The sequence below is a fragment of the Pseudomonas sp. PDM21 genome (genome assembly GCF_014852505.2).
Lineage (GTDB): Bacteria > Pseudomonadota > Gammaproteobacteria > Pseudomonadales > Pseudomonadaceae > Pseudomonas.
This window is the reverse complement of record NZ_CM181223.1, coordinates 516,944-530,856: the sequence shown is the minus strand read 5'-3', so window position 1 is coordinate 530,856 and position 13,913 is coordinate 516,944. Positions and strand designations below refer to the sequence as shown.

14 protein-coding genes are annotated in these 13,913 nt (G+C 66.3%); 6 read left to right on the top strand and 8 right to left on the bottom strand.

All coding sequences use genetic code 11. The annotated features are described in order from the left end of the window. Positions 1–103: 103 nt before the first annotated feature. The 8 genes from IB275_RS02565 to bioB all read right to left on the bottom strand — a co-directional run bounded on the left by IB275_RS02565 (position 104) and on the right by bioB (position 8,596). Positions 104–1,384, bottom strand: coding sequence for a GGDEF domain-containing protein (locus tag IB275_RS02565; RefSeq protein ID WP_192293680.1), 1,281 nt, complete (start codon positions 1,382–1,384; stop codon positions 104–106). Between the two features lie 171 nt (positions 1,385–1,555). After that, positions 1,556–3,361 (bottom strand): phenylacyl-CoA dehydrogenase, encoded by a 1,806-nt coding sequence (locus tag IB275_RS02560; protein ID WP_081519678.1) that lies wholly within the window; start codon positions 3,359–3,361, stop codon positions 1,556–1,558. 310 nt (positions 3,362–3,671) lie between these two features. Further along, positions 3,672–3,902 (bottom strand): hypothetical protein, encoded by a 231-nt coding sequence (locus IB275_RS02555; protein WP_081519677.1) that lies wholly within the window; start codon positions 3,900–3,902, stop codon positions 3,672–3,674. A 72-nt stretch (positions 3,903–3,974) separates the two neighbouring features. After that, positions 3,975–4,658: a dethiobiotin synthase gene (gene bioD / locus IB275_RS02550; protein ID WP_192293682.1), complete on the bottom strand. Its 684-nt coding sequence runs from the start codon at positions 4,656–4,658 to the stop codon at positions 3,975–3,977. 27 nt (positions 4,659–4,685) lie between these two features. Continuing rightward, a complete protein-coding gene (bioC, locus tag IB275_RS02545; RefSeq protein WP_192293684.1) occupies positions 4,686–5,483 on the bottom strand; it encodes a malonyl-ACP O-methyltransferase BioC in 798 nt (265 codons plus the stop codon). Then, positions 5,476–6,201, bottom strand: a complete 726-nt coding sequence (locus IB275_RS02540; RefSeq protein WP_192293686.1) for an alpha/beta fold hydrolase — start codon at positions 6,199–6,201, stop codon at positions 5,476–5,478. Before IB275_RS02540 ends, bioC begins: the two co-directional genes overlap by 8 nt. Further along, on the bottom strand, positions 6,194–7,399 hold the full coding sequence (gene bioF / locus IB275_RS02535) for an 8-amino-7-oxononanoate synthase (RefSeq protein WP_192293688.1): 1,206 nt from the start codon (positions 7,397–7,399) through the stop codon (positions 6,194–6,196). Before bioF ends, IB275_RS02540 begins: the two co-directional genes overlap by 8 nt. 138 nt (positions 7,400–7,537) lie before the next feature. Beyond that, on the bottom strand, positions 7,538–8,596 hold the full coding sequence (gene bioB / locus IB275_RS02530; RefSeq protein WP_192293690.1) for a biotin synthase BioB: 1,059 nt from the start codon (positions 8,594–8,596) through the stop codon (positions 7,538–7,540). Between the two features lie 241 nt (positions 8,597–8,837). Between bioB and IB275_RS02525 the strand changes: the two genes are divergently transcribed. The 6 genes from IB275_RS02525 (at position 8,838) to rarD (ending at position 13,438) form a co-directional block, all read left to right on the top strand. Continuing rightward, a complete protein-coding gene (locus IB275_RS02525; protein ID WP_081519671.1) occupies positions 8,838–9,131 on the top strand; it encodes a hypothetical protein in 294 nt (97 codons plus the stop codon). Between the two features lie 39 nt (positions 9,132–9,170). After that, positions 9,171–9,893, top strand: coding sequence for a ComFC family protein (locus IB275_RS02520; RefSeq protein WP_192293692.1), 723 nt, complete (start codon positions 9,171–9,173; stop codon positions 9,891–9,893). A gap of 93 nt (positions 9,894–9,986) precedes the next feature. Further along, a complete protein-coding gene (locus tag IB275_RS02515; RefSeq protein WP_138213040.1) occupies positions 9,987–10,751 on the top strand; it encodes a TOBE domain-containing protein in 765 nt (254 codons plus the stop codon). A gap of 121 nt (positions 10,752–10,872) precedes the next feature. Then, positions 10,873–11,253, top strand: coding sequence for a substrate-binding domain-containing protein (locus tag IB275_RS02510; RefSeq protein ID WP_081519668.1), 381 nt, complete (start codon positions 10,873–10,875; stop codon positions 11,251–11,253). 68 nt (positions 11,254–11,321) lie between these two features. Further along, complete coding sequence (locus IB275_RS02505) at positions 11,322–12,296, top strand: serine/threonine protein kinase (protein WP_138213042.1); 975 nt, start codon at positions 11,322–11,324, stop codon at positions 12,294–12,296. A gap of 254 nt (positions 12,297–12,550) precedes the next feature. Next, entirely contained in the window at positions 12,551–13,438 is an 888-nt protein-coding gene (gene rarD, locus IB275_RS02500) for an EamA family transporter RarD (protein WP_192293694.1), read from the top strand. Positions 13,439–13,913 lie beyond the last annotated feature (475 nt).

The window sequence follows — 13,913 nt, the reverse complement described above, 5'->3', positions numbered from 1 at the left end:
GTTCGGGGCGCCAGCGTGGCGCGGAAAACTCGAACCTAACGGCCCGCTACGATGCGGACAATCACGCTGCACGCGCTGAATGCGCGGTCATAACGCAGGCCGCTCAGGCGGTGCGCACCGCTCCGCGACGCGACTGCCCGTGCACGGCCACGCGGTTGCGCCCGCCGCTCTTGGCCGAGTACAGCGCCTCATCGGCGCCCTTGATGACTTCCTCGGGGCTGCGCCGCTCGCCGTCGCGCTCGGCGACGCCGACGCTGATGGTCACCGAGACCGTCTGCGCCTCCTTGCCGGCGCGCTTGCCGCGGCCCTGGCGGTCGTCCTTGGGGCGGTTGCCACGGTCGCGCAGGTGCATGGCGTAACCCTCGATGGCCTGACGCACGCCATCGAGGTAAGGCAGGCACTGCTCCACGGTCTTGCCGGCGAACACCACGGTGAATTCCTCGCCGCCATAGCGGTACGCCTTGCCGCCGCCACCGGTACGACGCAACTGGCTGGCGACCATGCGCAGCACCTGGTCGCCGACGTCGTGGCCGTGGCTGTCGTTGAATTTCTTGAAGTGGTCCACGTCGATCATCGCCAGCACGTACTGCTGGCCCAGGCGCTGGAAGCGCTCGTTCAGCGCGCGGCGTCCGGGCAGGCCGGTGAGCTCGTCGCGGAAGGCCATCTGGTACGCCTCGTGGGCCACCGCGCCGGCCAGGGTGAGCATCACCAGGCTGGTCATCACGGTCAGCGCGTGGGGCAGGATGAATACCTTGGGCAGCATCCACAGCAGCCCGAGCAGGCCCAGCAACTGCGCGGCGTGCAACGGCCGCGGCTGGCGCACGTAGGCGGCGACCAGGGCGACGAAGGCCATCAGGAAACCGAAGTAGGACAGCTGCGCCAGGCTCATCCAGTGGCCGTGCAAAGCCGGCCAGTAGGTGTCGCTGAGCAGCTCCGCCAGCCCCTGTGGGAAGCGCTTGGCCAGTGCTGTCGCCACCCCGGCCACGGCGACCAGCGCGGCACTGCGGGCGAGCAGGTCCTGCAGCATGTGCATGCGCTCCTGCCAGATGCCGTACAGGCCGTAGAGCAGCGGCAGCAGCACGCAACACAGGTGGAACACCAGCGCCGCTTCCGGCATCACCACGCGGTGCGCCTGGAAGTAGTCGACCTGGGTATCGAGCAGGAAATAGGCGATGTACACCACCGTCAGCATGAACAGCTGGCGCTGGCGGCCATAAACCATGCACAGCGCGCCGCCGAGCAGCAGCAGCAGGGTCGGCAGGACGTTGAACAGGGAGATGAAGAAGTCAGACAGTTCGCCCAGGGAGCCGGCGGCGATGCCGGCCGGAATCAGCAACAGGGGCGTGAGGAAATGGCTGATCCGGTAAGGGGCCGTGGGTCGCACAAAGGGTTCCGCAGAGTGGGTGCCGGTCTTGCCGTCAGTCGATCGGCAAGTGGCGTAATGATGGCATTTTCTGCGGCGTTTTGTGTGGATTCGGATACGAAAAAGCCCGCCTTGCGGCGGGCTTCCTGCTGTTCAGCAGACGGACGGCGAACCGTCCGTCCAAGGCGCTGATCAGTAACCGAGGGCGAAATCTTCCTCGGCCAGGTCCATCAGGTTGTTGGCGCCGGACAGCATGGAGCCAACGTGCGCGCGGGTGCGCGGCAGGATACGCTGGAAGTAGAAGCGCGCGGTCTTCAGCTTGGCCTGGTAGAAGGCCTCTTCGCTGGTACCGGCAGCCAGCTTCTCGGCAGCCAGGCGAGCCATGTCGGCCCAGAAGTAGGCCAGGCAGGCGTAGCCGGAGAACATCAGGTAGTCGACCGATGCGGCGCCGACTTCCTCGCGGTCCTTCATGGCAGCCATGCCGACCTTCATGGTCAGGTCGCCCCACTCCTTGTTCAGCGCAGCCAGCGGTGCAACGAACTCCTTGACGGCTTCGTTGGCTTCGTTGGCCTGGCAGAACTTGTGCACGATCTTGGTGAAGCCCTTGAGCGCTTCGCCCTGGGTCATGAGGATCTTGCGGCCCAGCAGGTCCAGCGCCTGAACGCCGGTGGTGCCTTCGTACAGCATGGAGATACGGCTGTCGCGGACGTTCTGTTCCATGCCGTGCTCGGCGATGAAGCCGTGGCCGCCATAGATCTGCACGCCGTGGTTGGCGGCTTCGAAGCCCACTTCGGTCATGAACGCCTTGGCGATCGGGGTGAGGAAGGCCAGCATCGCGTCAGCGGCTTTCTTCTCTTCTTCGTCCTGGCTGCGCTGGACGATGTCGACCTGCTTGGCAGCGAAGTACAGCATGGCGCGGTTGCCTTCGGCGAAAGCCTTGGCAGTCAGCAGCATGCGACGTACGTCCGGGTGCACGATGATCGGGTCAGCGGCTTTTTCCGGAGCTTTCGGGCCGGTCAGCGAACGCATCTGCAGACGCTCGCGAGCGTAGGCGATACCACCCTGGAAACCGATTTCGGCGTGGGCCAGGCCTTGCAGCGCGGTACCCAGGCGAGCAGTGTTCATGAAGGTGAACATGCAGTTCAGGCCCTTGTTCGGCGGGCCGATCAGGAAGCCGGTGGCGGCGTCGAAGTTCATCACGCAGGTGGCGTTGCCGTGGATGCCCATCTTGTGCTCGATGGAGCCACAGGAAACGGCGTTGCGCTCACCCACGTTGCCTTCGGCGTTGGGCAGGAACTTCGGCACGATGAACAGCGAGATGCCCTTGGTGCCCTGCGGGGCGTCGGGCAGGCGGGCCAGCACGATGTGGACGATGTTGTCGGCCATGTCGTGTTCGCCAGCGGAAATGAAGATCTTGGTGCCGGTGATCTTGTAGGTGCCGTCAGCCTGCGGCTCGGCCTTGGTGCGCAGCATGCCCAGGTCGGTGCCGCAATGCGGCTCGGTCAGGCACATGGTGCCGGTCCACTCACCGGAAACCAGCTTGGTCAGGTAAGCGTGCTGCTGCTCCGGAGTACCATGGGCGTGCAGGGTGTTCATGGCACCGTGGGACAGGCCCGGGTACATGCCCCAGGACCAGTTGGCCTGGCCGACCATTTCGCTGATGGCCAGACCCAGGGATTCGGGCAGACCCTGACCGCCGTGCTCGACGTCATGGGCCAGGCTCGGCCAGCCGCCTTCGACGAACTGCTGGTAGGCCTCTTTGAAGCCGGTCGGAGTCTTGACGCCTTCCGGGCTCCATTTGCAGCCTTCCAGGTCGCCAGTGCGGTTCAGCGGAGCGATTACCTGTTCGCAGAACTTCGCACCCTCTTCGAGGATGGCATTGACCATGTCCGGGGTAGCGTCTTCGGCGCCCGGCAGGTTCTGGTAGTGCGCTTCGTAGCCCAGCAGCTCGTCGCGAACGAAACGGATATCACGCAAGGGGGCCTTGTAATCAGGCATAGCGGTAAACCTCTACGAAGGGTTCTGGTTAATGGGCGACCGGTTGCTGCGGTCGCAGTGCGGGAGCATTCCCGGCCGCCCAGTCGGTGCGCGTGCGCATCCGGACAGTCAAACAGGCGTTTGAAACATACGTTTACGCCATACCCTTGTCAAGCGTGCAAACCGACCGCCTGGTCACGCTCGCAGGGCTGTCGGCGGGGCGTATTGGCAGCGAGGCCCTGAGGCTAATTAAAGCCCATGGCAGAGCGGCCGGCGTGTCACAAGGACAGCCGGCCGCGCGGGGGGATTCAGGGCGGGGAAAGGGTCGCGGTCAGGCGCGGATATCGATGAGGGTGCCGAGCGTTTCGTCGGCAGCCTGGATGACCTTGGCGTTGGCCTTTACCTCGTGCTCGCCGCGGCGCAGGTCCACCAGACGGTCGTTGAGCACTTCGCTGGGCGCGCTGCCGGCAGTGGCGATGTCGGTGCTGGCGCGGTCGACGCGGCGCTGGCCGTTCTGCACGCCATACAGGCCCGCAGAGAAAGCATTACCGGAAATTTCCATCGACACGCCTCCAGCAAAAAGCAGCAAGTGGCCACTATTCAAGCAGACGGAGTCCGCCAGGCCAAGGCCCGGTTACAAATCCAGGATGCCCAGGTCCAGGTGCGCGGCCACTGCCGCCGGAGTCGCGTGGGCCAGGCGCGGCACGCGTCCGATGCAGGGTGCGGGCAGACGTTCGGCGAGGGTCGCGAGGTTTTCTTCCAGACGGGAGGTCTGCGGATCGACGATGTTCGCTACCCAACCGGCCAGCAGCAGGCCGTCGCGCTGGATCGCCTCGGCGCTGAGCACCGCATGGTTGATGCAACCCAGGCGCACGCCGACGACGAGGATCACCGGCAACTCCAGGGCGATGGCCAGGTCGGAGAGGTTCTCCTCCCCTGCCAGCGGCACGCGCCAGCCCCCGGCGCCTTCCACCAGGGTGAAATCGGCGCCCAGTTCCAGCACCGAACGCACCGGCCCCTTGAGTGCTCCGACTGTCAGCTTCACGCCCTTCTCGCGAGCAGCGAGGTGCGGCGCAATGGCCGGCTCGAAGGCGAAGGGGTTCACCTGTTCATAGGCCAGCGGCAGGCTGCACTCACCCAGCAGCGCCAACGCGTCGGAATTGCGCAGGCCCTCGGGGCTGCGCTCGCAGCCGGAAGCTACCGGCTTGGCAGCTGCCGTGGACAACCCGGCCAGCCGTGCCGCATGCAGCAGGCCGGAGGCGATGGTGGTCTTGCCGATTTCGGTGTCGGTGCCGGTGACGAAGTAGGCGTGGGACATGGCGTTCCTCTGGTGCTCTTGCCGGATTCAGTGCTTGCGCAGGACGGCGTAGACCACCCGGTAGGTTGCCGGCAGCCCCTGGGGCTGGCGGAAGTGCTCGTAGGCAGCGATCAGCGCGCGCACCCGCTCGCGCCCGGTGAGACCGTCGGGCCGGCCGGGATTTAGGTTGTGCGCGCCGAGCGCCTTGAGTTCATGGGTCAGGCTGCGCAGATCGGGGAAGTGCAGGACGCGGTCCTCGGTGCGCAGCTCCAGCACTTGCAGGCCGCTACCTGCGCAGTGCTGCTGATACTGCTCGAAGGCGCGGAAGCGGTTCACGTGGACGAAGCCGTCCACCGCTTCCCAGCTCTGCCGCAGCTCGCCCAGCGTGCCGATGCACAGGCTGCTGAACGCCGCGACGCCGCCAGGACGCAGCACGCGGCGCGCCTCATCCAGCACCGCCGGCAAGTCCCCGCACCACTGGATCGCCAGGCTGGAGAACAGCAGGTCAGCGGCGCCATCGCGCAACGGCAGCCGTTCGGCATCGCCGCCGATGAAGTGCTGCGCACCGCCCTGCTCGCGGGCGTGACGCAGCATGCCCTCGGCAATATCGACGGACAGGCCCTGTGCCTGTGGATAGCGCGCCGCCAGAGCGCGGGTGAAATAACCGGTGCCGCTGCCCAGGTCGATCCAGCGCTGCGGCACGACGTGGGCCGGCAGCAGCTCCAGCAGACGACCGCCGACGGCGCGCTGCAGTTCGGCCACCGCGTCGTAGGTCGACGCGGCGCGGGAGAAGGAGGCGGCTACCTGGCGTTTGTCGGGCAGCGCGCTGGTACTGCAATCAGGCATCGTCGCCCTCGTGGATGAACTTCAGAATGGCGCCGGCCACTTCGTCCGGCTGCTCCAGCGGCAGGCCGTGGCTGGCGCCGGGCAGCAGGCTGACTTCGACGTCCGGCAGCCACTCCAGCAGGGCGTCGGCAGCGCTGGCCGGGACCAGCGCATCGTTGGCGGCGAACAGGTGCAACTGCGGGCCGGGATAGCGACCGAGGGCGGCGCGGGTATCGAGCTGCCCCAGCAGTTGCAGGCCGGCGGTCAGACCTTCGGCATTCAATTGCGGCAGCGCCACCTGCAGCTGGCGTGCGAGCGTGCGCGGGTCGCGGGCGCCCTGGCTGACCAGCAGCGTGAAGCGCTTGCGCACCAGGTGTGGCTCCAGCAGAAAGGCCTCGAAGAAATCCTCGAAAACTTCATTGGCCATCGCGTCCGGCCAGTCCTCGCGGCGGCGGAAGCAGAGGTTGCTGGCGATGGTCACCAGCCCCCGACAGGACTCGCCACGGCGCGCCGCCAGTTCTGCGCCCAGCATGCCGCCCAGCGACCAGCCGGCGATCCAGGCGTCGTGAGCGACGTTGTCGTCCAGCTCGTCGAGCCAGGCATTCGGATCGGTATCCGCCGGTAGCGGTTCGATCTGCACATTCAGGTGCGGAGCCTGCTCCAGCAGCGCATCGCGCAACGGTTCCAGCGGCGCGCTGCCCAGGCCCCAGCCCGGCAACAGGATCAGTTGGTCACGCATCATCGCCCTCCTCGGCATCAATCTCTGCCAGAAGGCTAGACGACACGCGCTGCCAGCTTTCGGCGAGCGCCACCAGCAGGCGGTCGACCTGCGCTTCGGTGTGCGAAGCGGACAGGGTCACACGCAGGCGCGCGGTGCCGGCCGGCACGGTTGGCGGGCGGATCGCGCCGACGAGGATGCCGCGCTGGCGCAGCTCCGCCGACAGTGCCATGGCCTGGGCGCTGCCGCCGATGAGGATCGGCTGGATCGGCGTCGGGCTGTCCATCAGGCTCAGGCCGATGGCCTCAGCGCCGGCGCGGAAGCGCGCGATCAGCGCATTCAGGTGATCGCGGCGCCAGCTCTCGGCGCACAGCAGCTCCAGGCTCTTCAGCGTGGCGCAGGCCACGGCGGGCGGCTGGCTGGTGGTGTAAATGTAGGGGCGGGCGAACTGGATGAGCGTCTCGATCAGCTCCTCGCTGCCGGCAACGAAGGCGCCAGCGGTGCCAAAGGCCTTGCCGAGGGTGCCGACCAGTACCGGCACATCATCCATCCCCAGGCCGAAGTGTTCGACGATGCCACCACCAGTCGCGCCCAGCGGGCCGAAACCATGGGCGTCGTCGACCATCACCCAGGCGCCCTTCTCCCGGGCCCTGGCGCAGAGCGCCGGCAGGTCGGCCAGGTCGCCGTCCATGCTGAACACGCCGTCGGTGACCACCAGCGTGTTGCCTTCAGCCTTATCAAGGCGGGAGGCGAGGCTGGCGGCGTCGTTGTGCAGGTAGCGCGAGAAGCGCGCACCGGAAAGCAAGCCGGCGTCCAGCAGCGAGGCGTGGTTGAGGCGGTCCTCCAGCACGCTGTCGCCTTTGCCGACGAGGGCGGTGACGGTGCCGAGGTTGGCCATGTAGCCGGTGGAGAACAGCAGCGCGCGCGGGCGGCCGGTGAACTCGGCGAGCGCCAGCTCCAGCTCGTGGTGCGGGCCGCAGTGGCCGTTGACCAGATGCGAGGCGCCACCACCGACGCCCCAGCGTTCGGCGCCGGCGCGCAAGGCGGCAATCACCTCGGGGTGATTGGCCAGGCCCAGGTAATCGTTGGAACAGAAGGCCAGCATCGGCTGGCCGTCGATGACCACTTCCGGCCCCTGCGGCGATTCCAGCAGCGGACGGCGGCGGTAGAGGTCCTCCGCCTGGCGCTGGGCCAAGCGGGCGGCGAGATCGAAAGGCATACGCAACCCCGTGTCGGCGGTGGTCCTGCGAGGCGAGGACCTGTAGGAGCGAGCTTGCCCGCGAACAGTCTTCCCGAACACTTCGGTGCCGGGCGGTTCGCGAGCAGGCGCGCCCCTACATGAAGAAAAGCGGCTCTATCAGGCCGAAGCCGCGTTATAGAACAGCTGGGAGTCGCGTTGTTCCACCAGCGCCTGCTCGATGGCGGCCTGGTGTACCTCGTCAGCGTGCTCCTCGCGCTCTTCGGGCTTGATGCCCAGACGCGCGAACAGCTGCATGTCCTTCTCGGCCTGCGGGTTGGTGGTGGTCAGCAGCTTCTCGCCATAGAAGATCGAGTTGGCGCCGGCCATAAAGGCCAAGGCCTGCATCTGCTCGTTCATCTGCTCGCGGCCGGCGGACAGGCGCACATGGGATTTCGGCATCATGAGGCGAGCGACCGCCAGGGTGCGGATGAAGTCGAACGGATCGACGTCCTTCTCCTCGGCCAGCGGGGTGCCCTTCACTTTCACCAGCATGTTGATCGGCACCGATTCCGGGTGCTCGGGCAGGTTGGCCAGCTGGATCAGCAGGCCGGCGCGGTCGTCCACCGACTCGCCCATGCCGAGGATGCCGCCGGAGCAGATCTTCATCCCCGCTTCGCGCACGTACGCCAGGGTCTGCAGGCGCTCGCTGTAGGTGCGGGTGGTGATGATGTTGCCGTAGAACTCCGGCGAGGTATCGAGGTTGTGGTTGTAATAGTCCAGGCCTGCTTCGGCCAGCGACTGGGTCTGCTCCTGGGTCAGCTTGCCCAGGGTCATGCAGGTTTCCAGGCCAAGCCTCTTCACGCCCTTCACCATTTCCAGCACGTAGGGCATGTCCTTCGCCGACGGATGCTTCCAGGCGGCGCCCATGCAGAAGCGCGTGGAGCCGATGGCCTTGGCTTCGGCAGCGGCCTGCAGCACCTTCTGCACTTCCATCAGCTTTTCCTTGTCCAGGCCGGTGTTGTAGTGGCCGGACTGCGGACAATATTTGCAGTCTTCCGGGCAGGCGCCGGTCTTGATCGACAGCAGGGTGGACACCTGTACGCGGTTCGGGTCGAAATGCGCGCGGTGCATGGTCTGCGCCTGGAACAGCAGGTCGTTGAAGGGCTGTTCGAACAGGGCGCGGACTTCGGCAAGGGTCCAGTCGTGGCGGGTTACTTGGGCTGCGGTGGCACTCATCGGCAAAGTCCTTCGACGCTTGGGGGCGCCTCTTGTCTAGGGTGCCCCGGCGGCGCGCCACCGGGGAAATCAGGCTCAAGGCATCATATGTGGAGCTGTGACGCTGTCAACCACTCTCGCGACACAGGTCGACAAGTGACCATTTATTGATCAATCACGATGATCTCGTTACCGCTGCGGCTGAACCGAACCGGTCCATTGCCGCTCCAATCAGGCAGAACACTCAGGAGTCAGACCCCAGATGGGAACAGAAGGATTCTTCGACGGCCTTGGCCAGATGGTCGGCAAGGCCATCCGCTTCATCGTCGATCTGCTATCGGGCGTGCTCGGCGGCCTGTGGCGCGCCATGGACGACTTCTTCCACGGCTTGGCGCGGGCTGTGGGAATCGACGTCTCGATCTTCAGCTTCGTCCTGCTCTTCATCGGCCTGCTGCTGCTCTACAGTGGCATCCGCGCCTTCCTGCGGCGCTCGATCTTCGGCGGGCTGATCTGGACGGTGCTGGGCCTGGTGGTATTGAGCTGGCTGATTCACTGACCCGCTCACCCCTGAACGCCCCGCCCATGGAGGGGCTGAATGTGGATATCTCAATGGCGCCCCATCTGGTGGCGCCCTCGCGTGCAATGTCTTCTTTGCGGCGGGGCGGCGGAACAGGCCGCCCTGCCCCTCTGCACCGGCTGCGACGATGACCTGCCGTGGCTCGCCGGGTACTGCGCGGTCTGCGCCCTTCCCCTCCCAGCTTCCGGACTGACCTGCGGCCAGTGTTTGCGCCGCGCTCCGGCTTTTCACCGGGTCGAGACACCCCTGCGCTACGGCTTCCCCGTCGATGCGCTGGTCACCCGCTTCAAGCACCAGGCCAATGCGCCGCTCGGGCGTCTGCTCGGCGAGTTGCTCGAACGCCATCTGCTGCATGCCTTTGATGAAGGATTGCCGCGCCCGGACCGGCTGATCCCCGTGCCACTGTCGCGCCGGCGCGAGCGGCAACGGGGCTTCAACCAGGCGCAACTGCTGGCCGACTGGCTGGCCGCGCCGCTGCATCTGCCTGTGGATAACCGCCTGGTCCGCCGCACGCAGGACACCCCGGCCCAGCAAGGACTGGACGCCGCCGCCCGCAAGCGCAACCTGCGCAGCGCCTTCACCCTGGCCGCTGGCGCGAGCGTCGAAGGCCTGCACCTGGCGCTGGTGGACGACGTGCTGACCACCGGCGCCACCGCCGAGCGCATCGCCCGCCTGTTGCGTTGTGCTGGTGCGCGGCGGGTCGACGTCTATTGCCTGGCGCGCACGCCGGCCCCGGAATAGACGACCGTTCGGCCACATTCCCGACATCTGCCCCTTGCGTTTTGCACGCCAGCAACGGAGCCTCGTCGCATACCAATAAGTACCCGCGAAACCATGACCACCCTCAGCCTGTTGACCCAACACGTTACCCGCCGCCCGCAGCGCATCGCCCTGCTGGCGCAGATCGCCCAGCTCGGCTCGATCACCCACGCCGCCAAGGCCGCCGGGATGAGCTACAAGACCGCCTGGGACGCCATCGATGAACTGAACAACCTCTCCGACCGGCCGCTGGTGGAACGCAGCGTCGGCGGCAAGGGCGGTGGAGGCGCGCGCCTGACCGCCGAAGGCGAACGCCTGCTGGCGCTCTACCAGCGCCTGGAAGCCCTGCGCGAGCACATTGTCGAGCACGTCGAGCACCAGGCCGACCTGGAACTGATCGGCCGCCTGATGATGCGCACCAGCGCACGCAACCAGCTTCACGGGCGCGTCTGCTCGGTGGAGCCGTCCGGCCTCAACGACCTGGTGTGCATCGAACTGCCTGGCGGCTCGCGCATCCAGGCGCGGGTCACCCGCGAAAGCACCGAGAAGCTGGAACTGGCCGACGGCGTGCCGGTGGTGGCGCTGATGAAGGCCGGCTGGCTCTACGTCGACCTGCCGCACATCCCCTGCCCGGAGGGCCTGAACGCGCTGGAAGGCCACGTCGATGACATCCGCGAAGCCGAAGACGGCCCCAGCGAAGTGCGCATCCAGCTGCCCAGCGGCCAGATGCTCTGCGCCCTGACCGACCCGGAGCGCATCGAAATCCTCGGCCTGCAAGCCGGTTCGGCGGTGCGCGCGCAGTTCTCCCCGGCGCAGGTGATCCTCGGTACGCCGCTGTAGTCGCCCCGGCAAATGGGTTTCCCTGCCTCATATCAAGCCCGACGAGTGCGCGGCGCGCTCCAATAACCGCCTGAGTCCCGCCCGGGGTCGGGCGGGGCCGTGGTCAATCGGAGCTCCCACCATGCGCCGCTCGCTCGCCCTGCTTGCCCTGCCGTTCCTGCTTTCCCTGCCCCTGGCTAGCCAGGCCGGCCCCGATGTCCTGCGGGTCGGCGCCAGCACCGAACTGATGCCGACGCTGGAACCACTGGTTGACCAGTACCAGCTCGCCACCCACAACAAGGTCCTGCTGATCGGCGGCGGCGAAGGCGAACTCGCCGAACAGGTCCGCCAGGGCACGCCCTACGACCTGCTGCTGACGCCGCTGCACAACACCGACAAGCCCTCGCAAAGGCTCGAGTGCAAAGCCCGCACGATGCAGAAGCTGACCCTGGTGAAGGGCGAGCGCCGGGCGCTCGCCACGGACTTCGTCGAGTACCTGAAAAAACACTGCGCTGACCACTGAGGCGACTGCGCACCCAAACAGAGCGGACTGGGTAAACTAGGCAGCTTTACCATTGCCGGAACGTCGCCATGTCCCATCCCTTCTCCGACCTCACCCCCGACCTGGTGCTGGATGCGGTGGAAAGCATCGGTTTTCTCAGCGACGCCCGCGTACTCGCGCTCAACAGCTACGAGAACCGCGTCTACCAGGTGGGCATCGAGGACAGCGAGCCACTGATCGCCAAGTTCTACCGACCCGGCCGCTGGACCACCGAGGCGATCCTCGAGGAGCACGCCTTCTCCGCCGAGCTGGCCGAATGCGAAGTGCCGGTGGTGGCGCCGCTGGTGCATGAAGGCAAGACCCTCTTCGAGCACGCAGGCTTTCGGTTCACCCTGTTCCCCCGCCGTGGCGGCCGCGCGCCGGAGCCGGGCAACCTCGACCAGCTCTATCGACTCGGCCAGTTGCTCGGCCGCCTGCACGCCGTGGGCGCCAACCGCCCGTTCGAGCACCGCGAGGCGCTTACGCCACAGAACTTCGGCCACCAGTCCCTGGCCACCCTGCTGGAAGGCAACTTCATTCCCAAGAGCCTGCTGCCGGCTTACGAATCCGTGGCTCGCGACCTGCTGAAGAAGGTCGACGCCCTCTACGCCCGAACGAAGTACACGCCCATCCGCATGCACGGCGATTGCCACCCCGGCAACCTGCTGTGCCGCGACGAGACCTTCCACGTCGTCGACCTCGACGACTGCCGCATGGGCCCGGCCGTGCAGGACCTGTGGATGATGCTCGCCGGCGAGCGCCAGGAGCGCCTCGGGCAGCTCTCGGAACTGGTGGACGGTTATCAGGAGTTCCACGACTTCGACCCACGCGAGCTGCCGCTGATCGAGGGCCTGCGCGCCCTGCGCCTGATGCACTACAGCGCGTGGCTGGCGCGGCGCTGGGACGACCCGGCGTTCCCGCCGAGTTTCCCCTGGTTCGGCACCGAGCGTTACTGGGGCGAACAGGTGCTGGTGCTGCGCGAGCAGCTGGCAGCGCTGGATGAGGAGCCGCTGCGGCTGTTCTGATTTCCGCGTTCATTCAGCAATCTCGCGGACATCCCACTGACAATCTGCAGGAGTGCCCCATGGGCGCGATCGCGGGCATGGCCCGCTCCTACAGGTCGACTCCGCTGGCGTGACGTTATCCACAACCCCGTAACGGCATCGTTACGCACATTCGCCAGCGCCACTGGGACATCCAGCGAAGCGGCACAGACAAGCCAGCACGAGCGCCCTAGAATTGTGCAGCCACTCATTAGCTGCCTAACCAAGGATGTTCCATGGCCACCGCCAACCCCCGCCGGGGCTACGCCCTGGGCTTGACTGCCTACGTCATCTGGGGACTCTTCCCGATCTACTTCAAGCTGCTCGAACGCATCCCCGCCCTGGAAATCATCACCCACCGGGCCATCTGGTCGGCGGTGTTCGGCGCCCTGCTCCTGCTGGTGTGGAAACACCCCGGCTGGTGGCGCGAGCTGCGCGAGAACCCCAAGCGCATCGCGGTGCTCACCGCCAGCGGCCTGCTGATCGCCAGCAATTGGCTGGTCTACGTCTGGGCGGTCAACAACGGCCACATGATCGAGGCCAGCCTGGGCTACTACATCAATCCGCTGATCAACGTATTGCTGGGCCTGGTGATCCTGCGCGAACGCCTACGCCCGCTGCAGTGGGTCGCGGTCGGCCTCGCCGCGCTGGGCGTGGCACAGCAGCTGTGGCAACTGGGCAGCCTGCCCTGGGTATCCCTGGCGCTGGCGCTGACCTTCGGCTTCTACGGGCTGATCCGCAAGCAGGCGCCGGTGGCTGCCCTGCCCGGCCTGGTGGTAGAGACCTGGATCCTGCTGCCACTGGCGATCGGCTACCTCGTGTTGTCCGCCGATGGCCCGAGCGTGCACGCGGACTTCTGGACCACCAGGGACGCCATCTGGCTCGCTGCCGCCGGCCCGATCACCCTGGTGCCGCTGGTGTGCTTCAACGCTGCCGCGCGCCACCTGCCTTACGCGACACTGGGCTTCCTGCAGTACCTGGCGCCAACCCTGGTGCTGCTGCAGGCGATCCTGCTGTTTGGCGAGCACCTGGACACCACGCGCCTGATTTCCCTCTGCTGCATCTGGGCCGGCCTGGTCGTCTACAGCGTGGACATCTGGTACCGCCTCGCCCGCGGGGATTGATCATTAATTGATCCACTGCCTGCAAGCCACACCAACTGTGGCTTGCAGGCAGTCACCCGCAGATTGTCCACAGCTCTATCCCGCGATTGCGGGGATAACGGCTGTTTCTTCCACAAGCCGCCTCACCTCCCACTTCCAGTGCAATCCTCTCTGGCTGCACACAGCAGCATGATCAATATTTGCTCAATTCCATGTAATCCACGTTATTCCTGGCCTCCAGAGATGTTCCCCCGGCTTTTCCACAGGCTGATCCACGCCTTGTGTGGATGGAAAAACGCCGCCCGCCCAGAAAGTGGACAACCCTGTTAAAGCCATAGGCTGCGCGGCCTGCAGCGTTCCATGAACGGCTTCTCCACAGACTCTTCCAGTGGTTTTGTGCACAGCGTCTGGAAAGTCCGGGTCGCTCAGTTCGCCGCACCAGCCTTGTGCAGAAAACGATCAATACACTGGAGAGCCCATAAACAGGAGGCTACAG

Coding starts and splice junctions, on each gene's coding strand:
- IB275_RS02560 (WP_081519678.1), bottom strand. CDS start 3,361: ATGCCTGATTACAAGGCCCCCTTGCGTGATATCCGTTTCGTTCGCGAC.
- IB275_RS02555 (WP_081519677.1), bottom strand. CDS start 3,902: ATGGAAATTTCCGGTAATGCTTTCTCTGCGGGCCTGTATGGCGTGCAG.
- bioD (WP_192293682.1), bottom strand. CDS start 4,658: ATGTCCCACGCCTACTTCGTCACCGGCACCGACACCGAAATCGGCAAG.
- bioC (WP_192293684.1), bottom strand. CDS start 5,483: ATGCCTGATTGCAGTACCAGCGCGCTGCCCGACAAACGCCAGGTAGCC.
- IB275_RS02540 (WP_192293686.1), bottom strand. CDS start 6,201: ATGCGTGACCAACTGATCCTGTTGCCGGGCTGGGGCCTGGGCAGCGCG.
- bioF (WP_192293688.1), bottom strand. CDS start 7,399: ATGCCTTTCGATCTCGCCGCCCGCTTGGCCCAGCGCCAGGCGGAGGAC.
- bioB (WP_192293690.1), bottom strand. CDS start 8,596: ATGAGTGCCACCGCAGCCCAAGTAACCCGCCACGACTGGACCCTTGCC.
- IB275_RS02525 (WP_081519671.1), top strand. CDS start 8,838: ATGGGAACAGAAGGATTCTTCGACGGCCTTGGCCAGATGGTCGGCAAG.
- IB275_RS02520 (WP_192293692.1), top strand. CDS start 9,171: ATGTGGATATCTCAATGGCGCCCCATCTGGTGGCGCCCTCGCGTGCAA.
- IB275_RS02515 (WP_138213040.1), top strand. CDS start 9,987: ATGACCACCCTCAGCCTGTTGACCCAACACGTTACCCGCCGCCCGCAG.
- IB275_RS02510 (WP_081519668.1), top strand. CDS start 10,873: ATGCGCCGCTCGCTCGCCCTGCTTGCCCTGCCGTTCCTGCTTTCCCTG.
- IB275_RS02505 (WP_138213042.1), top strand. CDS start 11,322: ATGTCCCATCCCTTCTCCGACCTCACCCCCGACCTGGTGCTGGATGCG.
- rarD (WP_192293694.1), top strand. CDS start 12,551: ATGGCCACCGCCAACCCCCGCCGGGGCTACGCCCTGGGCTTGACTGCC.